Here is a 24,461-nt window from a genome sequence, read left to right on the forward strand (position 1 = left end):
CCATTGGACGGCGGTGCGCAGCAGCGAGGACTTGTCCCGCCACGTCCAGCCGCGCGCCGTGAAGATGCCCGCCAGCAGATCGAGCGGCGCAGGCAGCCGCGGCAGCTTCAGCCCGCCGCCATCGGCGAAGCGCAAAGAGAGCGGCAGCCGTTCCAGCGCTTGCTCGACATCCACCCCGACCTCGCGCATCAGTTTCAGCGTGGCGGTGTAGGCGCCGATGAGGATGTGCTGCCCGTTGTCGAGCGCCAGCCCGTGCATGTTGTCGACACGACGCGCGCGGCCGCCAGCCATGTGCGCCGCTTCGAACAGCGTGACGGCATGGCCGTTGCGCGTGGCTTCGACGGCGCAGGTGAGGCCAGCCCAGCCGGCGCCGATGACCGCGAGTTTCTTCATCGTCGAAAGTTGCGGGGAAGCCGGATGCGGTCACCGTAAGGGTGAAGGTCGTCGTCCGGCTTTTTGCACTGAATAAAGCACCTGTGCGTGAGCAGTTCAATGCGCTCGGCCTTCGTCAGTTCATCGTCGTAGGCCGGCCGTTCGAGCGTGGCCAGGTCGCATGTGCCGTCCGCATTGAAGATCAGTTGGTCCCCTTCAACATAGTCTCGCCGGAACGCCGTTCGCCATTGCGAATTGGAGCCCCAGCCGTCCGACAAGTCCGAGGTTCGGCGGTACTTGCGCCGAAGTGCCCAATACAGCGTCGACGAGGCCGCGATGTCGAGGTGTAGTGCGCCTGGTGTGCAGGACACGGCGACGCCTGCGCGCGAGAACATCAACGTCCCCAGCATCAATGCAGGCCAGTCGATGCGCACCAGTGTGATCTCGTCGTTCTGTGAGGAGGTTGCAGCTGCAGCTTCGACGATCTCATGAAAAAAAGGCGAGTACACCGGTTCGTCGGCCACGCGGCAGCCCATGCCGGTCATGAACGCCAGATAGTCATGCAGGCTCAAGGCTGGACCCTTCCAGCCGTCTTGGGCGCTCTTTTGAAAAGCCAGCAGCAAGGTCTGGTTGACGCGCGAAAGCGCATAGAGCCGCCACGTGTCCTCGATGGCGATGGGCTCCGGCGAGGTGCGGCGCGCGAAAGCGCTCAGCCATTCGAGTTCTTCCCCATGCGCGCCCAGCCAGGGGCCGAGCAAGGTCTGGAAAAGATCCTCGGCGGGACTGCTTTCGTGGATCGCGTCGAACAGATCGCGATAAGGGGCTTGGCAGGCGTGCATTGGTGCGCAGGCTAGATGCGCCCCAGCGCCTGGACTTTCCACGCCAGCCAGAACTTGCGCACCGGCGTCAGGCTTACGCGCTGGTTGAGCACCTGGAAGTCGTCGCTTTCGATCTCCCGCAGCAGCGTGCGGTAGATGCTGGCCATCATCAGGCCGGGCTTCTGCGTGCGGCGGTCGGCCAGCGGCAGCAGGGCCAGTGCTTCGTCGTAGGCCGAATGTGCGCGCTGCGCCTGAAACTTCATGAGCGCGACGAAGCGGTCCGAATGCACACGGTTGAGGATCTCGTGCGCCTTCACGTCGAACTGCTGCAACTCGTTGACAGGCAGGTAGATGCGGCCGCGCAGCGCGTCTTCGCCCACGTCGCGCAGGATGTTGGTGAGCTGAAGGGCCAGGCCGAGCTTGTGGGCGTAGGCCGTGGTCTGCGGGGCGGTCTGGCCGAAGATGCGCGCGGCGACTTCGCCCACCACGCCGGCCACCAGGTGGCAGTAGCGCGCGAGGCCTGGAAAGTCGAGATAGCGGGTCTGGTCCAGGTCCATCTGGCAGCCGTCGATCACCTCGTGGAGCTGGCGCGCCTCGATGCCGTAGGCGGCGGCGTGCGGCATCAGCGCCTGCATCACCGGGTGGTGCGGCGTGCCCGCGAAGGACTGGGCGACTTCGGTGCGCCACCAGGCGAGCTTGGTGGCGGCCACGCCCGGGTCGCTGACCTCGTCGACCACGTCGTCGACCTCGCGGCAGAAGGCATAGAAGGCCGTGATCGCGGCGCGGCGCGGCTTCGGAAGGAACAGGAAGGCGTAATAGAAACTGCTGCCCGAGGCGGCCGCCTTGTCTTGCACGTATTGCTCGGGATTCATCGGGGAGGCGCTGCTTTCATGGGCCGCCATTGTCACTGCATCCGCAGGGCCTTCCAGAGCAGCAGGGGCGCGTCGGTCTTGCCGATGCGGGGGCGCTGCGAGAAGGTGTCGAAACCCAGGTCCTCGATCTTGTCGAGGATGCGCAGGCCGCCTTGCACGACGAAGCGAAGCTCCCATCCGGCGCGGCCCGGCAGGCGGTGCACCAGCGGGGCGCCCTCGTGCATCAGTTCGCGCGCCCAGGCAGAGACGACTGCTATCAGATTGATAGCTTCCTGAGGCACGGGGGCGGGTGCGAGCGGGGGGAAGACCTTGAAATGCTCGCGCGTGAGCCCGCGTCGGGCGCAGTCGGTCAGCGGAAAGTAGAAGCGGCCGCGCGGCAGGTCCACGCTCGGGTCCTGCCAGAAATTGATGAGTTGCAGCGCGCTGCAGATCGCATCGCTCTGCGCCAGTGCCTCGGCGTCGTTCACGCCGTAGAGATGCAGCAGCAGCCGGCCGACCGGGTTGGCGGAGCGGCGGCAGTAGTCGAGCAGCTCGGCGCGGTCGGGGTAGGCACCGCCGTCGCGGGTCTTCTCGATGTCCTGCATGAAGGCGCTCAGCAGGTCGGCGAGCAGGGCCTCGGGCAATGCGAACCGGGCGATGCTGTGGGCCAGCGGGCCGAACACCTGCGGCCAGCGCGAGGATGCGAGCGGCGCACCCTGTGCGGCCGCGGCGAGTTCGTCGCGGTAGGCATGCAATTCGGCCAGGCGCTCTTCGGGCGATGCGTTGCCTTCGTCGGCGATGTCGTCGGCGGTGCGCGCGAAGTGATAGATCGCGGCAATCGGCGGCCGCAGGTGCGGCGGGCAGAGCCAGGAGGCGACCGGAAAATTTTCGTAGTGCGCCGGCGGTGCGGCAAGGGGGGGAGTGGCGGACACGCCACGATTGTCCGCGACGCGGTGCCCGGCACTATGCTCGGTGCCTTGCCACTTCGAACAGCTAGCCCCATGAATGCACCGGCCCCGGCCTCCACGGCACCGATTCCAGCGCACGGCGAGGCGGCGCATCCGGCCGGGCCGGGTTTGATGATCGCGGCGCTCGGCGTCGTGTTCGGCGACATCGGCACCTCGCCGCTCTATGCCTTCAAGGAGACGATGAACCCCGAGCACGGCGTGCCGTTCTCGCCCGATTCGGTGCTGGGGCTGCTGTCGCTGATCTTCTGGGGGCTGATGTTCGTGGTGACGCTGAAGTACGTGGTCTTCGTGCTGCGCGCCGACCACGACGGGGAGGGCGGCATCCTGGCGCTGCAGGCGCTCGCGCGCAACGCGGTGGCCGGCCCCAAGACAAAGCCCTGGGTGTGGAACGTGATCGGGCTGCTGGGCCTCGTGGGCGCAGCCATGTTCTACGGCGACAGCCTGATCACGCCGGCCATCTCGGTGCTGTCGGCGGTCGAGGGGCTGGAGGTGCAGGCGCCGGTGCTGCAGCGCGTGGTGATCCCGATCACGGTGGTGATCCTGATCGCGCTCTTCGCGGTGCAGAAGAAGGGCACGGGCGTGGTCGGCAAGGTTTTCGGGCCGGTCATGATGCTGTGGTTTCTGGTGCTGGCCGCGGCCGGCCTGTGGCAGGTGCTGCAGCAGCCGCAGGTGCTGGCGGCGCTCGATCCGCGGCATGCCGTCGGGTTTCTGGTGGTGCACCGGACGCAGTCGCTCGCGGTGCTGGGGGCGGTGTTCCTGGCCTTCACCGGCGGAGAGGCGCTCTATGCCGACATGGGGCACTTCGGCGCGCGGCCGATCCGGCTGGCATGGCTCTTCATCGCACTGCCGGGGCTGGTGCTGAACTACTTCGGGCAGGGCGCACTGGTGCTGGCGAACCCGGCGGCCATCGACAACCCGTTCTTCCGGCTCTTTCCCTCGTGGGGCGTGCTGCCGATGGTGGTGCTGGCCGCCATGGCCACGGTGATCGCCTCGCAGGCCGTGATTTCGGGCGCCTTCTCGCTCACGGCGCAAGCCATGCGCATGGGCTACCTGCCGCGCATGCGGGTGGTGCAGACCTCGGGTTCGGCCATCGGGCAGATCTATGTGCCCGCGATCAACTGGCTGCTGATGGTGGGCGTGCTGCTGCTGGTGCTGGGCTTCCGCAGTTCGGGGGCGCTGTCGGCAGCCTACGGCATCGCGGTGTCGATCACGATGGTGACCACCACGCTGCTGGCCGGCATCGTGGCGTGGGGCCTGTGGCGCTGGAACAAGGTGGCGGTGGTGCTGGGCGTGCTGGCCTTCGCGGTGGTCGACCTGACCTTCGTGGTCGCCAACAGCCTCAAGGTGGCCGAGGGCGGCTGGCTCACGCTGGCCGTCGCGGCGGTGGTGATGGTGCTCTTCACCACCTGGGCCAAGGGCCGGCGGCTGGGGCTGGAGGCTGCGGCGGCCGAGAGCCTGCCGCTGCGGCCCTTCGTCGAATCGCTGGCGCTGCACATGCCGCACCGGGTCAGCGGCACGGCCGTGTTCCTGAACCCCGATGCCACGGCGGTTCCGCACGCGCTGCTGCACAACCTCAAGCACAACCAGGTGCTGCACGAGCAGGTGATCGTGATGCGCGTGCTGGCCTGCGACACGCCGCGTGTCGATGCGCGCATCCGCATCGAGGCCGAGCAGTTGATGGACGGCATCTGGGTGGTCACCGCGCGCCACGGCTTCATGGAGCGGCCCGATGTGCCCGAATTCATCCGCATCCTGGCCTACCAGAAGACGCTGGCGATCGACTCGATGAAGACCTCGTATTTCGTCTCCCGCGCCTCGGTCGGCGAGGAAAACCTGCCGGGCCTGAACCCGATCCGCCGGGCGCTTTTCGGCTGGCTGCAGCGCAATGCGGGGCGTGCTTCGGACTACTTCGTGTTGCCTGACAACCGGCTGGTGGAGATGGGGCAGCGGACCTGAAATTCGGCTGTCGGCGCAGGTTGGGGCGCGAGCACACCGCCCCCGAACACCCCGTCAACTGACTCGCCGGTCATTGACAGTGTTTAACGTTTACCCTAAATTACTAACCGGTGGGTCATTAATGGCCCGGTTTGTCCTTTCTTGGGTGTCTCATGACCGCCTCTGCCGCTTTCCTCCGTGCCCGCAGCGCCCTCTGGCTGCTGCTTCCTTCCCTGATCCTGGCCGGCTGTTCGCCCAAGCCGGCGGCCGAGGAGCCCGTGCGAGCGGTGAAACTGGTGACCGTGGGCACCAGCGAGTTCGACGCCCAGCCCGAGTTCTCCGCCGAAGTGCGGGCCCGTGTCGAATCGCGGCTGGGCTTCCGCGTGGCGGGCAAGATCACCAAGCGCCAGGCCGAACTCGGCCAGCACGTGCAGGCCGGCCAGGTGCTGGCCCAACTCGATCCGCAGGACTACAGGCTGGCCGCAGACGCCGCCCGTGCCCAGCAGGCCGCAGCGCTCACCAACCGCGACCTGGCGGCCGCCGACCTGAAGCGCTACCGCGAACTGCGCGAACAGAACTTCATCAGCGGTGCCGAACTGGAGCGCCGCGAAACCACCTGGAAGGCCGCCCAGGCACAGCTCGAACAGGCGCAGGCCCAGCTCTCTTCCCAGGGCAACCAGGCCAACTACACGACGCTGGTCGCCGACGTGGCGGGCGTCATCACCGCCATCGAGGCCGAGCCGGGGCAGGTGGTGCAGGCCGGCACACCGGTGGTGCGCATCGCCCAGGACGGCGCGCGCGACGTGGTGTTCGCCGTGCCGGAAGACCGTGCGCAGCTGATCAAGCCCGGCTCGCCGGTCACGGTGCGCGGCTGGTCCGGCGGCAATGAATTGCAAGGGGAGGTGCGCGAAGTGGCAGCGAGCGCCGACGCGGTCACGCGCACCTATTCGGTCAAGGTCGCGATCGACGCGGCCACCTCGCCCGCGCTGGGCGCCACCGTCTACGCGCGTCCGCAGGCGCTGGCCCGCAACAGCACGGCGGTGATGAAGCTGCCGACCAGCGCGCTGCGCCAGGAAGGCAAGGGCTCCGCGGTCTGGGTGCTCGACAAGTCGTCGATGACGGTGCGCTCGCAGCCGGTGCAGGTGGCCACCGCCGACGGCAACGAGGCCGTGATCGGTGGCGGGCTCGCGCCGGGGATGATGGTCGTGGCCGCGGGCGTGCACGTGCTGTCGCCGGGGCAGAAGGTCACCATCTACCAGTCCAAGGAGGCGGCAGCCGCCGCCGCCAACGCGAAGGATGCCGTGCAGGCCGTCGAGGCCGTTGCCGCAACGAAGAAGGAGATCGCTGCAGGTGCCGCCAAATGACGGAAGGCGCAGCGACCACCCCCGTCAAGCCCGCCGGCTTCAATCTCTCCAAATGGGCGCTGGACCACGCGCCGCTCACGCGCTACCTGATGGTGGTGCTGATGGTGCTGGGCGCCTTTGCGTACTTCCAGCTCGGCCAGGACGAAGACCCGCCGTTCACCTTCCGCGCGATGGTGGTACGCACCTACTGGCCCGGCGCCACCGCCCAGCAGGTGGCCGAGCAGGTCACCGACAAGCTCGAACGCACGCTGCAGGAAGCGCCGTACGCCGACAAGATCCGCAGCTATTCGAAGCCGGGCGAGTCGCAGATCATTTTCCAGATCAAGGATTCGTCGAAGGCCGCAGACGTGGCGAACGTCTGGTACACCGTGCGCAAGAAGATCGGCGACATGCGCAGCACGCTGCCTCCCGGTGTGCAGGGGCCGTTCTTCAATGACGATTTCGGCGATGTCTATGGCGTGATCTATGCGCTGGAAAGCGAAGGCTTCAGCTACGCCGAGCTCAAGACGCTCGCCGATGAAACCCGCCAGCAGCTGCTGCGCGTGAAGGACGTGGCCAAGGTCGACCAGTTCGGCGTGCAGGACGAGAAGGTCTACATCGAGATCTCGCAGAAGCGCCTGGCGCAGCTGGGGCTCGACTTCAACGCGGTGCTCGCGCAGCTCGGCTCGCAGAACGCGGTGGAGAGCGCCGGCACGATCCAGTCGCCGCTCGACGTGGTGCAGGTGCGTGTGGGTGGCCAGTTCACCAGCGTCGACCAGCTGCGCGAAATGCCGATCCGCGGCACCTCCGGCAACCAGCTCAAGCTCGGCGACATCGCGGAGATTCGCCGCGGCTATGTCGACCCGCCGGCCGTCAAGATGCACCACCAGGGCAAGGAAGTGATCGGGCTCGGGGTTTCCATGACCAAGGGCGGCGACATCATTGCGCTGGGCAAGGCGCTGAAGGCCGCGACGGCCCAGATCGACCAGCGCCTGCCGCTCGGCGTGAAGCTGGCGCAGGTGCAGGACCAGCCGGTGTCGGTGTCGAGCTCGGTCAACGAATTCGTGGGCGTGCTGATCGAGGCCGTGGCCATCGTGCTGGCCGTGAGCATCATCTCGCTGGGCCTGCACAAGGGCGGGCGCTTCGGCTGGTACATCGACATGCGCCCGGGGCTGGTGGTGGCGATCACCATTCCACTGGTGCTGGCCGTGACCTTCCTGGCGATGAACTACTTCGGCATCGGGCTGCACAAGATATCGCTGGGGTCGCTGATCATCGCGCTGGGCCTGCTGGTGGACGACGCGATCATCGCGGTCGAGATGATGGTGCGGAAGATGGAGGAGGGCTACGACAAGGTCCGCGCCGCCACCTTCGCCTATGACGTCACGGCCAAGCCGATGCTGACCGGCACGCTCATCACGGCGGCGGGTTTCCTGCCCATCGGCATCGCCAAGTCGGTGACGGGCGAGTACACCTTCGCGATCTTCGCGGTGACGGTGATCGCGCTGGTGCTGTCGTGGATCGTCTCGGTGTACTTCGTGCCGTACCTCGGCACGCTGCTGCTCAAGGTCAAGCCGCACGACCCCGATGCGCCGCCGCACGAGCTGTTCGACACGCCGTTCTACAACAACTTCCGCCACGCGGTGAACTGGTGCGTGCAGCACCGCTGGCTGACCATCGGCGCGACCGTGCTGATCTTCGCGCTCGGCATCTTCGGCATGGGCAAGGTGCAGCAGCAGTTCTTCCCCGATTCGAGCCGGCCGGAAATCATGGTCGACATCTGGTTCCCCGAAGGCACCTCGTTCGCGGCCAACGAAGAAGTGGCCAAGCGCGTCGAGCGGCGCATCATGAAGGAAGAGGGCGTGAAGACGGTCAGCACCTGGGTCGGCTCGGGCGTGCCGCGCTTCTACCTGCCGCTCGACCAGGTGTTTCCGCAGACCAACGTGTCGCAGCYCATCGTGCTGGCCAAGGACCTGAAGGTGCGCGAGAGGCTGCGCCTGCGGCTGCCGGCGCTGCTGGCCGAGGAGTTCCCGGAGGTGCGCGGCCGCGTCAAGCTGCTGCCCAACGGGCCGCCGGTGCCGTACCCGGTGCAGTTCCGCGTGATCGGCACCGAGCCTGCGCAACTGCGCGCGCACGCCGACGAGGTGAAGGCCGTGCTGCGCGAGAACGCCAACATGCGCGGCGTGAACGACAACTGGAACGAGTCGGTGAAGGTGATCCGCCTGGAGATCGACCAGGCCAAGGCGCGCGCGCTGGGCGTCACGAGCCAGGCCATCGCGCAAGCGTCCAAGACCATGTTCAGCGGCACCACCGTGGGCCAGTACCGCGAGAACGACCTGCTGATCGACATCGTGCTGCGCCAGGCGCCCGACGAGCGCGAAGCCATCTCGGACATCGCCAACGCCTACATCCCGACGACCTCGGGCCGCTCGATTCCGCTCACGCAGATCGCGCGGCCGGTGTTCACCTGGGAGCCCGGCGTGATGTGGCGCGAGAACCGCGACTACGCCATCACCGTGCAGGGCGACGTGGTCGAAGGCCTGCAGGGCGCGACCGTGACCGCGGAACTGCTGCCCAGGCTGCGCCAGCTCGAAGCCGGTTGGCATGCGGCCGGGCAGGGCGGTTACCGCATCGAGGTGGCGGGTGCGGTCGAGGAAAGCAGCAAGGGCTCGGCCTCGATCGTCGCGGGCGTGCCGATCATGCTATTCCTGGTGTTCACGCTGCTGATGCTGCAGTTGCACAGCTTCAGCCGTTCGCTGCTGGTGTTCATCACCGGGCCGATGGGCATCGCCGGTGTCGCCGGCGCGCTGCTGGTGCTGAACCGGCCCTTCGGCTTCGTGGCGCTCTTGGGCGTGATCGCGCTGATGGGCATGATCCAGCGCAACGCGGTGATCCTGATCGACCAGATCGAGAGCGACCGGGCGGCCGGCGTGCCGGCCTGGGACGCGATCGTCGAGTCGGCCGTGCGACGGCTCCGGCCAATCGTGCTGACGGCCGCGGCGGCGGTGCTGGCAATGATTCCGCTCAGCCGCAGCGTGTTCTGGGGGCCGATGGCCGTGGCGATCATGGGCGGGCTCATCGTGGCCACCGTATTGACCCTGCTGGCACTGCCGGCAATGTATGCCGCTGCATTCCGTGTCAAGCGGGAGCCAAAAGAGGGTCTGATTAGCGTTTAAAATACGCGGTTGACCGATTTCAGGCGGACGGTCTTTGGGCAGCGGGGCATTCGATACCAGCGGTATCGGGTGTTCGCGGCACCAGGGCCGTCCGCTTTTGCATTCACCTGAAAAATGGCAATAGCGCGGGTGGCGAAATTGGTAGACGCACCAGGTTTAGGTCCTGACGTTCGCAAGAACGTGCCGGTTCGAGTCCGGCCCCGCGCACCAGCCACCCCCTCACAAGGAAGACACCATGACCGTGACCGTTGAAACTCTCGAGAAGCTCGAACGCAAGATCACGCTGACCCTGCCGGTCGGCACCATCCAGTCCGAAGTCGATTCGCGCCTCAAGAAGCTCGCGCGCACCGTCAAGATGGATGGCTTTCGCCCCGGCAAGGTGCCGATGAACGTCGTGGCCCAGCGCTATGGCTACTCGGTGCACTACGAAGTCATGAACGACAAGGTCGGCGAAGCCTTCTCGCAGGCTGCCAACGAAGCCAAGCTGCGCGTGGCCGGCCAGCCCCGCATCACCGAGAAGGAAGAATCGCCCGAAGGCGAGCTGGCCTTCGACGCAGTGTTCGAAGTGTTCCCCGAAGTCAAGATCAACGACCTGTCCGGCGCCGAAGTCGAGAAGCTCTCGGCCGAAGTGGGCGACGAAGCCATCGACAAGACGCTCGACATCCTGCGCAAGCAGCGCCGTACCTTCGCCCAGCGCGCGCAAGACGCCGTGGCCCAGGACGACGACCGTGTCACGGTCGACTTCGAAGGCAAGATCGACGGCGAGCCCTTCCAGGGCGGCAAGGCCGAAGACTTCCAGTTCGTGGTCGGCGAAGGCCAGATGCTGAAGGAATTCGAAGACGCCGTGCGCGGCATGAAGTCCGGCGACAGCCGCACCTTCCCGCTGTCGTTCCCGGCCGATTACCACGGCAAGGACGTGGCCGGCAAGCAAGCCGACTTCATGGTCACCGTGAAGAAGATCGAAGCCTCGCACCTGCCCGAAGTCAACGAGCAGCTCGCCAAGTCGCTCGGCATTGCCGAAGCCACCGTCGAAGGCCTGCGCGCCGACATCAAGCGCAACCTCGAGCGCGAAGTGAAGTTCCGCCTGCTGGCCCGCAACAAGAACGCCGTGATGGACGCGCTGGTGGCCAACGCCGAGCTCGACCTGCCGAACGCCAGCGTGCAGTCGGAAGTCAACCGCATGATCGAAGGCGCCCGCGCCGAGCTCAAGCAGCGTGGCATCAAGGACGCAGACAAGGCGCCGATCCCCGATGAAGTGTTCCGCCCGCAAGCCGAGCGCCGCGTGCGCCTGGGCCTGGTGGTGGCCGAACTGGTGCGTGCCAACAACCTGCAGGCCAAGCCCGAGCAGATCAAGGCCCACATCGACGAACTGGCCGCCAGCTACGAAAAGCCGGCCGACGTGGTGCGCTGGTATTTCAGCGACAACAACCGCCTGGCCGAAGTCGAAGCCGTCGTGATCGAGAACAACGTGACCGATTTCGTGCTCGGCAAGGCCAAGGTCGCCGAAAAGTCGGTGTCGTTCGACGAGCTGATGGCGCAACAGCAGGGCTGACCCGGCGCCACCCGCAACGCCAATGGGGCTTGTGCTTTGCGGCACGAGCCCCATTTCACTCAGGCGTACAGTTCAGATACAGCGAACGAATCCCTTTTCCGGAGAGCAAATTCAATATGAGCGCACAGGAAATTCAAGGCCTCGGCATGGTTCCGATGGTCATCGAGCAATCGGGCCGCGGCGAGCGGTCCTATGACATCTATTCGCGTCTCCTCAAGGAACGCATCATCTTCCTGGTGGGCGAGGTCAACGACCAGACCGCCAACCTCGTGGTGGCGCAGTTGCTGTTCCTCGAGAGCGAGAACCCGGACAAGGACATCTCGTTCTACATCAACTCGCCGGGCGGCAGCGTGAGCGCCGGCATGGCGATCTACGACACCATGCAGTTCATCAAGCCCGACGTGTCGACGATGTGCATCGGCTTCGCGGCCAGCATGGGCGCCTTCCTGCTGGCGGCCGGCCAGAAGGGCAAGCGTTTCTCGCTGCCCAATTCGAAGGTCATGATCCACCAGGTGCTGGGCGGCGCACGCGGCCAGGCGACCGACATCGAGATCCACGCACGCGACATCCTGCGCACCAAGGACCAGATGAACCGCATCCTGGCCGAACGCACCGGCCAGCCGCTGGAAAAAGTCAAAGCCGACACCGAACGCGACTATTTCCTCACGGCCGACGAAGCCAAGGACTACGGCCTGATCGACCAGGTCATCTCCAAGCGCGGTTAARCCGCCTTGGCGCCTGTGGCGCAAAAGGCAAAAAACGGCGTTTTCCACACGGGAAACGCCGTTTTTGTTTAGTTATCATTGTCCCTACCCTGTAACGAGGCACCTGTCCATGGCCGAAAAAAAAGGCTCTTCCAGCGAAAAAACGCTTTACTGCTCGTTCTGCGGCAAGAGCCAGCACGAGGTCAAGAAGCTGATTGCGGGCCCTTCGGTCTTTATTTGCGACGAGTGCATCGACCTTTGCAACGAAATCATCCGCGACGAGCTGCCGGCCGGTGAAGAGGCGCGCGACGCGCGCAGCGACCTGCCCACGCCGCTGGAGATCAAGACCAACCTCGACAACTACGTGATCGGCCAGGAGCCGGCCAAGCGCATGCTGTCGGTGGCGGTCTACAACCACTACAAGCGCCTGCGCCACAAGGAAAAGGCCAAGGGCGACGACGTCGAGCTCAGCAAGAGCAACATCCTCTTGATCGGCCCCACGGGCTCCGGCAAGACGCTGCTGGCGCAGACCCTGGCGCGCATGCTCGACGTGCCCTTCGTGATGGCCGACGCCACCACGCTGACCGAAGCCGGCTACGTGGGCGAAGACGTCGAGAACATCATCCAGAAGCTGCTGCAGAGCTGCAATTACGAAGTCGAACGCGCCCAGCGCGGCATCGTCTACATCGACGAGATCGACAAGATCTCGCGCAAGTCCGACAACCCCTCGATCACGCGCGACGTGTCGGGCGAGGGCGTGCAGCAGGCCTTGCTGAAGCTCATCGAAGGCACCATGGCCAGCGTGCCGCCCCAGGGCGGGCGCAAGCACCCGAACCAGGACTTTCTGCAGATCGACACGACCAACATCCTGTTCATCTGCGGCGGGGCGTTTGCGGGGCTCGAGAAGGTCATCGAAAACCGCACCGAGGCCTCGGGCATCGGCTTCGGCGCTAAGGTCAAGAGCAAGGCCCAACGTAGCATCACCGAGGTGTTCCGCGAAGTCGAGCCCGAAGACCTGATCAAGTTCGGCCTGATCCCCGAACTCGTGGGCCGGATGCCGGTGGTCGCGTCGCTTGCGGAACTCAGCGAGGACGCGCTGGTACAGATCCTGACCGAACCGAAGAATGCGGTGGTCAAGCAGTTCACCAAGCTGCTGCAGATGGAAGGCGTGGACCTGGAGATTCGCCCGGCGGCGCTCAAGGCGATCGCTCGCAAGGCCCTGGCCCGGAAGACCGGTGCACGCGGCCTGCGCTCGATCCTTGAACAGTCGCTGATCGACACCATGTTCGAATTGCCGAACGCGACCAATGTCGACAAGGTGGTGGTCGAGGAATCGACCATCGACGAAAACAAGCCCCCGCTGCTCGTGTACCGCGAAGCGGCGAAAAAGGCGTAAAGCCAAAGACGCGAAGGATCTGCATGTCTGGCCACACCCCCTTGCCCCCCGAAGCCCTCGACCTGCCGCTGCTGCCGCTGCGGGATGTCGTGGTGTTTCCCCACATGGTGATCCCGCTGTTCGTGGGTCGCCCCAAGAGCATCAAGGCCCTCGAACTGGCCATGGAGGCCGAGCGCCGCATCATGCTGGTGGCCCAGAAGGCCGCCGCCAAGGACGAGCCCTCGGTCGAGGACATGTTCGAGGTCGGCTGCGTCTCGACCATCCTGCAGATGCTCAAGCTGCCCGACGGCACGGTGAAGGTGCTGGTCGAAGGCCAGCAGCGCGCACGCGTGAACCGCATCGATGACGGCGAGACCCATTTCTCGGCCAACGTGACACCCGTCGCGGCGACCGAAGGCGGCGAGAAGGGCACCGAGGTCGAGGCCCTGCGCCGCGCCGTGATGCAGCAGTTCGACCAGTACGTCAAGCTGAACAAGAAGATTCCGCCCGAGATCCTGACCTCGATCTCGAGCATCGACGATGCCGGCCGCCTGGCCGACACGATTGCCGCCCACCTGCCGCTCAAGCTCGACAACAAGCAGGCCGTGCTCGACCTGGACGACGTCAAGGCGCGCCTCGAAAACCTGTTCGGCCAGCTCGAACGCGAGGTCGACATCCTCAACGTCGACAAGAAGATCCGTGGCCGCGTGAAGCGCCAGATGGAGAAGAACCAGCGCGACTTCTATCTCAACGAGCAGGTCAAGGCCATCCAGAAGGAGCTCGGCGAAGGCGAAGAGGGCGCGGACATCGAAGAGATCGAGAAGAAGATCAAGCTCGCCAAGATGTCCAAGGAAGGCCTCAAGAAGGCCGAAGGCGAACTCAAGAAGCTCAAGCTGATGTCGCCCATGTCGGCCGAGGCCACCGTGGTGCGCAACTACATCGACGTGCTCATCGCCCTGCCGTGGAGCAAGAAGACCAAGATCAAGCACGACCTGGCCAATGCCGAGGCGGTGCTCAACGCCGACCATTACGGCCTCGAGAAGGTCAAGGACCGCATCCTCGAATATCTCGCGGTGCAGCAACGCGTCGACAAGGTGAAGGCGCCCATCCTGTGCCTCGTGGGCCCTCCGGGTGTCGGCAAGACCTCGCTGGGGCAGTCGATCGCGAAGGCGACCGGCCGCAAGTACACCCGCATGGCGCTGGGCGGCATGCGCGACGAAGCCGAGATCCGCGGCCACCGCCGTACCTACATCGGCGCGCTGCCGGGCAAGGTGCTGCAGGGTCTGAGCAAGATCGGCACGCGCAATCCGCTGTTCCTGCTCGACGAGATTGACAAGCTGGGCACCGATTTCCGCGGCGACCCGTCGAGCGCCTTGCTCGAAGTGCTCGACCCCGAGCAGAACCACACCTTCGGCGACCACTACGTGGAAGTCGACTTCGACCTGAGCGACGTGATGTTCGTCGCCACCTCGAACTCGATGAACATTCCACCGRCGCTGCTGGACCGCATGGAAGTCATCCGCCTTTCGGGCTACACCGAGGACGAGAAGACGCACATCGCGATCAAGTACCTGTTGCCCAAGCAGCTGAAGAACAACGGTGTGAAGGAAGAGGAACTCCTCGTCACCGAAGAAGCGGTGCGCGACATCGTTCGCTACTACACGCGTGAAGCCGGCGTGCGTTCGCTCGAGCGCGAACTGTCCAAGATCTGCCGCAAGGTGGTGAAGGGCCTGCTGCTCAAGCAGATGACGCCGAAGGTCACCGTCGACGGCTCGAACCTCAACGACTTCCTGGGCGTGCGCAAGTACAGCTTCGGCCTCGCCGAAAAGCAGAACCAGGTCGGCCAGGTGGTCGGCTTGGCGTGGACCGAAGTCGGCGGCGACCTGCTGACGATCGAAGCGGTCACCATGCCCGGCAAGGGCGTGATCAGCCGCACCGGTTCGCTCGGCGACGTGATGAAGGAATCGGTCGAGGCCGCACGCACCGTGGTGCGCAGCCGCTCGCGCCGCCTGGGCATCAAGGACGAGATGTTCGAGAAGCGCGACATCCACATCCACGTGCCTGACGGTGCAACGCCGAAGGACGGTCCGAGCGCGGGTGCCGCGATGACGACCGCCTTCGTGTCGGCGCTCACCGGCATCCCGGTGCGTGGCGACGTTGCGATGACCGGCGAGATCACGCTGCGCGGCGAGGTCACGGCCATCGGTGGCCTGAAGGAAAAGCTGCTGGCCRCATTGCGCGGCGGCATCAAGACCGTGCTGATCCCCGAAGAGAACGCCAAGGACCTGCAGGACATCCCCGAGAACGTGAAGAACGGCCTCGAGATCGTGCCCGTGAAGTGGATCGACAAGGTCCTCGAGATCGCGCTCGAGAGGATGCCCGATCCGCTGTCGGACGAAGAGGTTGCGGCCTCTGCAGCCGCTGTGGCCGAGCTGGCCAAGCAGCGCGCCGCCGCCCCGGCTTCAGAGGGTTCCGTAAAACATTGATGGCAGGACTACTTGCCGGGCCTCGAAAAAATGGCATATAATTCGAGGCTCGAAACGCGGGAATAGCTCAGTTGGTAGAGCGCAACCTTGCCAAGGTTGAGGTCGAGAGTTCGAGACTCTTTTCCCGCTCCAGTTTTGAAAAAGGGAAGCAGCTGCTTCCCTTTTTTTCGCAAGTTCGTTTTTTGTTTCTGCGTGGCGCGATAGCAAAGCGGTTATGCAACGGATTGCAAATCCGTCTAGCCCGGTTCGACTCCGGGTCGCGCCTCCACCAAACACCATGCCAGCATTGAAGAGCTTGCTATCAACTAGATAGCAGGCTCTTTTTGCATCCGCCGGATTTGGGTCAGAATCCGTGGTTTCTATGCCGAATTCGTAGCAGGCTGCTATCAGGCCGACGCGAACCCGGAGAAAGGCCGCCCGCTGCGCGGGCGTCAACCGCAGGAGGGCAACCGCGTCATTGCCCTGGTCGAGGAGACCAACAAATTGACCTTCAGGATCTATAACGACGGCAGCAAGCCATGGCTTGAGCCGCTGAACCCGATGTTCGAGCCGATCCGCACACCGTTCAAGGTGGTGGGCACAGTCTTCGGCAAATGGGAGGACGCATGAAGGGAAGGGCGCTCAGCGCCCTGCGCACTATCTATCGCGGGCTGCGCGATCGGCCCGACAACGGCCACGACCCCGTCAGGGGCAGTGCCGGCGGCATCCGACGCGGGGCCGCGCCCGGCGGACACGCGCCAAGTGCGATGGCAGGGTGCTCTTTCACCAGAAGCAGGACAGCGACTGGAAGCGCAGCATCGAGTGGACGAGCGAGATCTGCGGGGCCGCGGCTCGCGCTTGACCTGGCAAATGCAGTGTGATTCCAATCGAGCTTGGGACGGAGATCAATAGCTCGCGGGGACAGTGGAGGAGGCGAAACCTCTGGTCAAGCTGACGCCGGTCGAGGTGTTCGCGGTGGGGCCAATTGACCCGCCTTTCGAGTTGGCGGGAGCCGCGCGACGCCGATCAATGGCAGATTGGGCCGTGGTCGTACGAATGACCGCCGTATGCAGCCGGCAGAAGAATCTCAACCGTGGCGGCACTTCGAAAATACTCCGTTGCAGGACCCCCAATTCGTATGGGGTTTGAAATCCAAGAACGGTCCGGTTGGCAGTCGCTTACAAATGTCTGAGGCAGCGGAATCACCGTGAGTCGCTGACCCATGTTGTTATAGAGCGCGAATGCCATCCAAGGGAACATCTGCTGCGACCGGTTTGAACTCCAGTGGTTCAGATTGACAACTAGTGACAGTAGCGAAATCTGCGCCGGGGGAGGGCCATACGTATAAAGCCTCAGAGCGACAACGACATCCGAAATTATCAAGGCCTCACTGCCTTGGTCCCATCGGAGAACGTGTATCGATATTTCGACGGCAGGGATGCCAGTCGATATTCGAAGGACACATCGGTTTCTGCCTGACCTAACGGTGCTTTGAACCCCGCCGGCTCGAGGCCCCGAGAAATGTGCCTGCTGATCGGTTCGTTGATCGAGTCCTTGGGCGGGAACTGATCAAAGGGAGTGAGGCCACTTGGGGGGTACTAGTTTCGACATAGAACTCCGATAGCTGGCAATGGCACCTTCGAGCATGCCGCCGAGTTGCTTCCCTGTCTACAGCCCAGCTCTCGGGCCGACGCCATGACACATCCCACCGAGGATTGACCCACGAGTAGCGAACACCTTAAGTTCGCAGCCACAACAAGAAGCCGGGACTACCCGGCCCAGCCGCAAACCCTGACGCACGCGAGCTTGCTGAGACACTTCATTGCGACGTGTATTACCCCGCTGCGGCGGGCCGCGTGACCGACGGGAGGGCGCTCAGCGCATTTTCCTTGCCTGCGCAAATTTCCCACCGTCATACCATGCCGCAGACCTAAAAAAATCCCTCAAACATGCGATGTCTTTGGTTTTCGACTGGCTATGCTCAGAGTTTAAACACGGCCCCACATAAAACATCGGAAAAAGACACGTATGAAAAATAAGTTGCAATTTGCGTTTGCCTGTATTGCAGTATTTGCTGGACAAGCTTTCGCGGAGCAATGCTACGTCGGCGCTTCGGTGGTCTCTTCCATCAAGCCTAAGGTCACCATCGTCCTTGATGTCGTGCAGGTGACAAGCCAAAGCCCTATTGAAGGATCAGGCAAATTGCATCTAAGTGAAGGTGAGGAAAACGATCTGCGTGCCAGAGCACTCAATTACGCTAAACGCAACTTAAAACAAGCAGAAGGCGACGTCGATGCAGGAGCTAATTTTGTTGCCGCCGACCTCAGCTACGGATCGGATTGCTTCAAAGAAGCATCATCCGCGGAAAACTTTCGAGCGATTAAAATAAAATTCGATGGCCATGTTTTGCACGGTAATTGGAGTGCGGGAAGTAGGCCAGTTGCGGCAAAACCTGAGGAGATCGCTCGTTCGAGAAAGAATTCGGTCGATGCCGCGATCCTCACCAGGTCGCCTGACTCGAGCAAGCCAACTCCAGAAATGCTGGCAGCGCAGGCGAAGCGAGACGCGGTGCGAAAGAAATCCGAAGAAGCGGCAGCTGCAGCAGCTAAAAGTAAGGCCGCCACAGATGCGAACGCTGCGAAGCTGGCCGAGGACAGTCGGCGACAGATTTGCTTGAAACCAGAGCATAAAGGCGACTGCGGATGTGCGAGGTTCTACCCCCCAGATCCGAAGCAAACTGTTTGCTCGAAGTAAGGTTCCTGGCGTTGCGCTAGTTTCCCCGAGCACGGGGGATTGACCCACGGGTAGCGAACACCTTACGTTCGCAGCCATAACAAGAAGCGGGGACCCCCGGGCCACCATGGCCCTCCCCAAATTGCCGCCTGCCTCGGGCGGCCCGTCGCCTGGCTTCGAGAAGCCCAAGACGCACCACATCCAGTTCGACCTCACCGGCATGCCGCCGGAGGAGCTGCTCGAGCTGCGCGGCTTGATCGACGCGAAGCTTCCGATCAAGGATCTCAAGGACATCGACCTGTCGCGCGAGCTCGTGCTGCAAATGCTGGCCACCCAGCGCATGCAGAACGACGTGCTGATCGAAAAAGAGACGCCGGCCAACCAGCGGGCCCAGGTCGCGAACGCCGTGGGCACGATCCTTGGCAACCTGATTGCTCTCCAGGCGAAGGTCTACACAAGCGAGCGCCTGAAGAAGATCGAATCGGTGCTGATCGCCACCCTGGCGACGCTGCCGATGGACACGCAGCGTGAGTTCCTTGACGCCTATGAGAAGGCGCTCGCGGCGTGATCGACGAAACCGCATCGCAGCACATCCAGCGCCTGAAGCTCGCCACGACGGAGAAGCTGCAGCGCAAGGACCTTGGCAACTGGGTGACGAAGAACACCTTCCTGAACGGCAAGCCGTTCTCGACGGCGGGGCACGAGTACCAGACCAAGATCATGGAGGACGACGCGCCGGAGATCGTCATCAAGAGGTCGGCCCAGATCGGCATCAGCGAGATGAGCCTGCGCATGACGCTGGGCCTGGTCTCGATCAGGCCGAACTTCAGCGCCATCTACACGATGCCCACGGCGACGCTCGCAGGCGTCTACACGAAGACACGCCTTGACTCGATCATCCAGGGCTCGCCGTTCCTGAAGGACGCCGTGCGCGGCGACCTCGACTCTGCCGAGGTGAAGCAGCTGGGGCTGAACAACTTCATGTACATGAGGGAGCCGCGGTGGGCAATGCCGCGATCTCGGTGTCTACGGACTTGCTGGTGCACGACGAGCTCTCCTTCAGCGACCCGGCGGTGCCGCGCGCCAGCAGTTCCTTCCACATCTTGGGCCAGCTGCGTATTCCGGCTAACGTGACCGACGATTCCGCTCTATCGTGACCGGTCGCCATGCGTGCTGAGTTGCGCGCTCAGATTGTAGAAGTGGCAGTCACGATGGGTCTTTGTTCTTCTTCTTTTGGGGTGTTTTCGCGGTCTGCCGCAATGACTCACCCGTGAGGGCGAGTCGGTGGTTCTGCTGCATCAGGCGATCGAGGATTGCGTCGGCGATCCGCAAGGTTTGCCACTCGGGCACGCTGGCGTGGACGGCAAGCGTCCGATCCGGGGTGCGCAGAATTTCGATGGATTGCATGTCCGTCGCAATACCAATACCCAGGGCCTTGAGCGCGGCTTCCTTGCTCACCCACTGCGCATAGAGCGCTGCCTGAGGATCCTGGGTCGCCCGAATGCCTTGCTGCTCTCGAGGTGTGAATGCGATGTCGAGGATCGTCTGCATCTGTGCATTGGCGTCGCAACGCTCGATGTCGATGCCTACGCCGCCGATCTGCTCGGCGTCGGCTATCGCGATCAGGGCATGGGCGCTGGAGTGGCTGACGCTGAACAAGGGTGGAGATATGCCATTTGTATTCATCACAAATGGCTTCCCGTGCACGTCGACGCGCAGCGAAACGTCCAACAGGTTGCAGTCCAGTCGCTGCGCGGGCGAACGCGCAGCGCACGCGGTCCGCGTGTTGCCTGAAGCGGCTGGCCGCGGTGCGTTCTTCCTCAGTTGGCAGGGGCCAGATCCGCACGGGGTCGGCGTCCAGATCGAGGTCCCGCCGATAGGCCTCGATGCCCGAAGGCAGTGCATCAGACAGCAGCGAGAGCTGCATGACTCGCTCCTGAAGGCTCTCACGATGCGGGCGATCCTGAGCGTTGAAGCCGCGTGTGCGGATTCAACGCCTGCGGGGTTCCAAGCTTGCCCATGTGTGAAGGTCCGGCGTACCATCGGCCTCCCGTCAATGGACGGCTCGCGCCTCGTCCCCACAAAGGAAGTGCCCGAACGCCGTCTGAATTTGAAAGCTCGGTATCAATGACGCGACGCTATGGCAAATTCAAAATCTGTTCGAAGGAGTCGCTATGAACGACAAGCTCGACAGTCAAGAACCACAGTACGTGGTCGTGGTCAATCTCGAGGAGCAGTACTCGATATGGCCTGTGGAAAAACAGATCCCTGAAGGATGGCGTGCCACCGGCCCGTCCGGGGACAAGCAGGAGTGCCTGAACCATATCGCCGAGGTATGGACGGACATGCGTCCTCTGTCACTGCGCCAGCACATGAGGTCTTCCGGCTGAGTCGTGCGCCGTCCGAGTTCGCGGCCTCCGGGCATCGCGTCTCCCCCAAGCTCTCGAAGAAAAACATACGCCTGCGTTCGCGCTTCGCTGCGTGACGGACTCGCAATTTGCATGAGGTAGTTAGTGAAGAGCACTCCTGCGCCTCGGTTTCTTACCCTGCCCGACATATTGCATGGCCGCGCATTGAGCGCTGGTGAGGCACGCAAGGCCGTCTTCACCTGGCTCGACAACGCAGAACGGGTCGACGCCCGCTTCACGTTCGCCGAGCTGGATCGGCAGGCGCGCAGCGTCGCGGCACAACTGCAGCAGGTTTGCGCACCGGGCGATCGGGTTCTTCTTGCGTATCCCCCGGGGCTCGACTACATCGCCGCGTTCTACGGCTGCCTGCAGGCGGGCGTGGTGGCCGTGCCGGCGCTGCCGCCCGCCAACGCCCGCACCCTGCCCAGGTTGCTCGGCATCGTCGAAGATGCGCGGCCGCGCGTGGCCTTGTCGTCCGCCGAAGTGGTGCAGCGCATGCGCGACATGCAAGGCATGCAAGACGAGGAGGGCGGACTGCTGCACGGCTTGCGCTGGATGACGCCAGACCTGTCGCAGGACGCACCGCACGCCTGGGTTCCGCCAGCCCTGTCGCCCGACAGCATTGCCTTTCTTCAGTACACCTCGGGCTCCACGGCCGAGCCGAAGGGCGTCATGGTCAGTCACGCGAACCTTCTGGCCAACGCCGCGCAGAGCCAGGACGCGTATGGATTGCGCGAGGGCGACACCTTCGTCTCGTGGCTCCCGCCGCATCACGACTTTGGCCTGATCGGGGGCATCGTCATGCCGGTGTACGTGGGCGGGCATTGCGTTCAGCTTGCGCCAGCGGCCTTCCTGATGCGCCCCTACCGCTGGCTCAAGGCTGTGTCGGACTACCGCGCGAAGGTCACGGGCGCGCCGAACTTCGCTTACGCCCTGTGCGCCGACAAGGTGACGGAGGCCCAGAAAAAAACACTCGATCTGAGTGGCCTCGAAGTGGCCGTCAACGGCGCGGAGCGTGTGCGCTACGCCACCTTGCGCCGCTTCGGCGAAGCCTTCGCTTCCTGCGGTCTGCGGCCGCAGGCCGTGACTCCGTCGTATGGGCTGGCGGAATCGACCTTGCTGGTGAGTGCCGGCAGGCGTGTCGACGCGTCGTTCGCCGCGCAGCGGGCCGTGAGCCGTCGGGCGCTGTCCTGCGACCGGGTTGAAGATGCGGTCGATGCGCTCGACACGGTCGAACTCGTCGCGGTCGGAAATGTGAGGGATACCGCGAGCGCCGAAGTCCTGATCGTGGACCCCTCGGTGCGAACGGAGCAGCCCGCACGAACGGTGGGCGAAATCTGGGTGCGCAGTCCGTCGGTGGCGGCGGGCTACTGGAACCAGCCCGAACAAAGCGCCGCGGTCTTTCGGGCCAGCGTTGCGGGGCGCGCCGGTGAATACCTGCGCACCGGCGACCTGGGCTTCGTGGACGACGACCACTGTCTCTACGTCGTCGGCCGCCTGAAGGAAGTGATGATCTTCAACGGGGAGAACATCTATCCCCAGGACATCGAAGCCACTGTCGAATCGCTGGACGCCGCGTTGCGCAGCAATGGCTGCGCCGCCTTTTCGCTGGAAGATCAGGGCAGGGCGCGGCTCGTCATCGTTCAGGAAGTGGAGACGCGCGAGAAGCCGGATGTCGACAAGCTGCTGGGGGCGTTGAGGCTTGCGCTGTACGAACGGCACGGCATCGTCGACCTCGCGGCCGTGCTGCTGGTCAAGGCGGGGCAGGTGCCTCGCACGTCGAGCGGCAAGATCCAGCGCGGTCGATGCCGGGACATCTTCCTGGCGGGCGGTTTCCAGGCTCCGTGGTCATGGCGCGAAGGAGACCGCGAGGCTGCGCAGGACGTCGGTACCGCGCCCGCTGATGTCTACCTTGCGCCGCGGACCCAGACCGAAGTCGATCTGGCCCGGTTGTGGGAATCGCTGCTTGGCGTGGAGGGCGTCTCGGCGTCCGCCGATTTTTTCTCGCTGGGCGGGCACTCGCTGCTGGCGGGGCAGATCGTTGCGCAAGCGAGCGAAATGTTCGGTGTCGACATCTCGTTGCAGGCCCTGTTCGAGGCGCGAACGCTCAGTGGCCTGGCGGCGCGGATCGATGCCTTGCTGGCGCAGAAGGCAGACGGCGCCGACGCGGCAGACGCGCCGTCGCTCGTGGCGCTTTCGCGCGCCACCGCGCCGTTGTCTTTTGCCCAGCAGCGGCTGTGGTTCCTGGACCAGTTCGAGCCCGGCAGCGCGCGCTACAGCATTGCGGGCGCCGTGAAGCTGCGAGGGCGGCTCGATCGAGAGGCGCTGGCGTGGTCGCTCAACGAAGTGGTGCGGCGGCACGACGCGTTGCGCACGGTCTTTCGGAGTGCGGATGGGCAAGCCGAACAGGTGATCCTGGCGCATCTGGTGCTTGCGTTGCCGGTGCAGGATCTCAGCGAGATCGACGCGTCGCAGCGCGCGCTGGCCGAAGCGAAAACCCCCTTCGATCTCGATCGGGGCCCGCTGATGCGAGTGCAGCTGCTGAAGCTTCGGCCCGAAGCGCATGTGTTGCTGTTGACCCTGCACCATATCGTGGCCGACGGATGGTCGATGGGGGTGTTGGTGCGCGAGGTGTCGGCGCTGTACGCGAGCCGGATCGAGGGTCGCGATTCGCCGCTGGCACCGCTGCCCATCCAGTACGCCGACTACGCATGCTGGCAGCGGCAATGGCTGCAGGGCGAGGTGCTGCACAAGCAGCTGGACTATTGGACGCAGCAGCTCGCGGGCGCCCCTGGCTTGCTGACACTGCCCACAGACAGGCCACGCCCGCTCGTGCAGCGCCATCGCGGTGCGCGCCACGACTGGCACATCGCGCCGGCACTTGCGCAACAACTCAAGGCCTTCGCGCGCAGCCGGAAAGCCACTTTGTTCATGGCACTGGCGGCGGGTTTCGCCACGCTGTTGTCGCGCTACGCGGGGCAAGACGAAGTCAGCCTGGGCACGGCGGTGGCCAATCGCAGTCGCAGTCAGACCGAAGGACTCATCGGCTTCTTTGCCAACACGCTGGTGCTGCGCATCGCACAGCAAAAGGGCGACAGCTTCGAGACACTGCTCGAACGCGTGAAGCAAACCGCGATCGCGGCCTATGCGCACCAGGACTTGCCCTTCGAGCGGTTGGTGGAGGCACTGAAGCCCGAGCGCCACGGCGGCCATGCACCGCTGTTCCAGGCGATGCTGGTGCTGCAGAACACACCCTCGGTGCAGGCGCGACTGCCGGGCTTGATCTTGGAAGAAGTGGTGGTGGACAACGGCACGTCCAAGTTCGATCTCACGCTCGACATCGTGGACACGGGAGAAGGCGAGGGACTGAAGGCCACGCTGGAATACGACAGTGATCTGTTCGAGGCGCGCAGCATGGCGCAGCTGGCGCGTCACTTCGAGCAGTTGATGCAAGAGATGGTGGCTGCACCGAAGGTACCGTTGATGGCGCTGCCGCTGCTGTCGGTCCAGGAGCGCCAACGCATTCTTGTGGACTGGAACGCCACGGCCGCGCCGTACGAAAAGGAACGCACGATCGCGCAATGGTTCGAACAACAGGCCGCCCGCACACCGGATGCGGTCGCGTTGATGTTCGAAGAACAGGCATTGAGCTACCGCGAGCTCGATGCACGTGCCAACCAACTCGCCCATTACCTGCACGCGCAAGGCGTGGGCCCCGAGGTGCTGGTCGGGCTTTGTGTGGGCCGCGGCCTGGAGATGGT

General features: G+C 64.3%; 18 protein-coding genes and 3 tRNA genes. 16 read left to right on the top strand and 5 right to left on the bottom strand.

The window, feature by feature from the left end:
- The 4 genes from AC1DXX_RS28795 to hpnC form a co-directional block, all read right to left on the bottom strand.
- Nucleotides 1-393, bottom strand: a 393-nt coding sequence (locus AC1DXX_RS28795; protein ID WP_478137629.1) for an FAD-dependent oxidoreductase, incomplete at its 3' end; no start/stop codon positions are given.
- Nucleotides 390-1,211 (bottom strand): hypothetical protein, encoded by an 822-nt coding sequence (locus AC1DXX_RS28800; protein WP_478137630.1) that lies wholly within the window; start codon nucleotides 1,209-1,211, stop codon nucleotides 390-392. The genes AC1DXX_RS28795 and AC1DXX_RS28800, both read right to left, overlap by 4 nt.
- 11 nt (nucleotides 1,212-1,222) lie before the next feature.
- Entirely contained in the window at nucleotides 1,223-2,062 is an 840-nt protein-coding gene (hpnD, locus tag AC1DXX_RS28805) for a presqualene diphosphate synthase HpnD (protein ID WP_478137631.1), read from the bottom strand.
- A gap of 32 nt (nucleotides 2,063-2,094) precedes the next feature.
- Complete coding sequence (gene hpnC / locus AC1DXX_RS28810; RefSeq protein ID WP_478137632.1) at nucleotides 2,095-2,973, bottom strand: squalene synthase HpnC; 879 nt, start codon at nucleotides 2,971-2,973, stop codon at nucleotides 2,095-2,097.
- A 69-nt stretch (nucleotides 2,974-3,042) separates the two neighbouring features.
- On the opposite strand from hpnC, the gene AC1DXX_RS28815 reads away from it, so the two are divergent.
- The 14 genes from AC1DXX_RS28815 (at nucleotide 3,043) to AC1DXX_RS28880 (ending at nucleotide 19,426) form a co-directional block, all read left to right on the top strand.
- Nucleotides 3,043-4,965: a potassium transporter Kup gene (locus AC1DXX_RS28815; protein ID WP_478137633.1), complete on the top strand. Its 1,923-nt coding sequence runs from the start codon at nucleotides 3,043-3,045 to the stop codon at nucleotides 4,963-4,965.
- Nucleotides 4,966-5,117: 152 nt separating this feature from the next.
- Nucleotides 5,118-6,308, top strand: coding sequence for an efflux RND transporter periplasmic adaptor subunit (locus AC1DXX_RS28820; RefSeq protein ID WP_478137634.1), 1,191 nt, complete (start codon nucleotides 5,118-5,120; stop codon nucleotides 6,306-6,308).
- On the top strand, nucleotides 6,305-9,463 hold the full coding sequence (locus AC1DXX_RS28825) for an efflux RND transporter permease subunit (RefSeq protein WP_478137635.1): 3,159 nt from the start codon (nucleotides 6,305-6,307) through the stop codon (nucleotides 9,461-9,463). The genes AC1DXX_RS28820 and AC1DXX_RS28825 overlap by 4 nt, the downstream gene beginning before the upstream one ends.
- A gap of 123 nt (nucleotides 9,464-9,586) precedes the next feature.
- Nucleotides 9,587-9,673, top strand: a tRNA-Leu gene (locus AC1DXX_RS28830).
- A gap of 25 nt (nucleotides 9,674-9,698) precedes the next feature.
- Complete coding sequence (tig, locus tag AC1DXX_RS28835; protein ID WP_478137636.1) at nucleotides 9,699-11,015, top strand: trigger factor; 1,317 nt, start codon at nucleotides 9,699-9,701, stop codon at nucleotides 11,013-11,015.
- A 116-nt stretch (nucleotides 11,016-11,131) separates the two neighbouring features.
- Entirely contained in the window at nucleotides 11,132-11,740 is a 609-nt protein-coding gene (clpP, locus tag AC1DXX_RS28840) for an ATP-dependent Clp endopeptidase proteolytic subunit ClpP (RefSeq protein WP_478137637.1), read from the top strand.
- A 109-nt stretch (nucleotides 11,741-11,849) separates the two neighbouring features.
- Nucleotides 11,850-13,115, top strand: coding sequence for an ATP-dependent Clp protease ATP-binding subunit ClpX (gene clpX / locus AC1DXX_RS28845; protein WP_478137638.1), 1,266 nt, complete (start codon nucleotides 11,850-11,852; stop codon nucleotides 13,113-13,115).
- A 23-nt stretch (nucleotides 13,116-13,138) separates the two neighbouring features.
- A complete protein-coding gene (lon, locus tag AC1DXX_RS28850; protein ID WP_478137639.1) occupies nucleotides 13,139-15,580 on the top strand; it encodes an endopeptidase La in 2,442 nt (813 codons plus the stop codon).
- 56 nt (nucleotides 15,581-15,636) lie between these two features.
- Nucleotides 15,637-15,712 (top strand) — tRNA-Gly (locus AC1DXX_RS28855).
- A 62-nt stretch (nucleotides 15,713-15,774) separates the two neighbouring features.
- A tRNA-Cys gene (locus AC1DXX_RS28860) sits at nucleotides 15,775-15,848 on the top strand.
- Between the two features lie 215 nt (nucleotides 15,849-16,063).
- Nucleotides 16,064-16,189 (top strand): hypothetical protein, encoded by a 126-nt coding sequence (locus AC1DXX_RS28865; RefSeq protein WP_478137640.1) that lies wholly within the window; start codon nucleotides 16,064-16,066, stop codon nucleotides 16,187-16,189.
- Nucleotides 16,190-17,587: 1,398 nt separating this feature from the next.
- Nucleotides 17,588-18,313, top strand: a complete 726-nt coding sequence (locus AC1DXX_RS28870) for a hypothetical protein (RefSeq protein ID WP_478137641.1) — start codon at nucleotides 17,588-17,590, stop codon at nucleotides 18,311-18,313.
- Nucleotides 18,314-18,419: 106 nt separating this feature from the next.
- On the top strand, nucleotides 18,420-18,860 hold the full coding sequence (locus AC1DXX_RS28875; protein ID WP_478137642.1) for a hypothetical protein: 441 nt from the start codon (nucleotides 18,420-18,422) through the stop codon (nucleotides 18,858-18,860).
- Nucleotides 18,857-19,426, top strand: a complete 570-nt coding sequence (locus tag AC1DXX_RS28880; RefSeq protein ID WP_478137643.1) for a phage terminase large subunit family protein — start codon at nucleotides 18,857-18,859, stop codon at nucleotides 19,424-19,426. The genes AC1DXX_RS28875 and AC1DXX_RS28880 overlap by 4 nt, the downstream gene beginning before the upstream one ends.
- Before the next feature lie 72 nt (nucleotides 19,427-19,498).
- On the opposite strand, the gene AC1DXX_RS28885 is transcribed toward AC1DXX_RS28880, so the two are convergent.
- A complete protein-coding gene (locus tag AC1DXX_RS28885; RefSeq protein ID WP_478137644.1) occupies nucleotides 19,499-20,023 on the bottom strand; it encodes a 4'-phosphopantetheinyl transferase family protein in 525 nt (174 codons plus the stop codon).
- A gap of 443 nt (nucleotides 20,024-20,466) precedes the next feature.
- Between AC1DXX_RS28885 and AC1DXX_RS28890 the strand changes: the two genes are divergently transcribed.
- Both AC1DXX_RS28890 and AC1DXX_RS28895 read left to right on the top strand, forming a co-directional pair.
- Nucleotides 20,467-20,682 carry an MbtH family protein gene (locus AC1DXX_RS28890; RefSeq protein WP_478137645.1) on the top strand — a complete coding sequence of 72 codons (216 nt, stop codon included), beginning with the start codon at nucleotides 20,467-20,469 and terminating at the stop codon, nucleotides 20,680-20,682.
- A gap of 183 nt (nucleotides 20,683-20,865) precedes the next feature.
- On the top strand, nucleotides 20,866-24,461 hold a 3,596-nt coding region (locus AC1DXX_RS28895; protein ID WP_478137646.1), incomplete at its 3' end, for a condensation domain-containing protein.

The organism is Variovorax sp. P4_B10 (assembly GCF_056402375.1).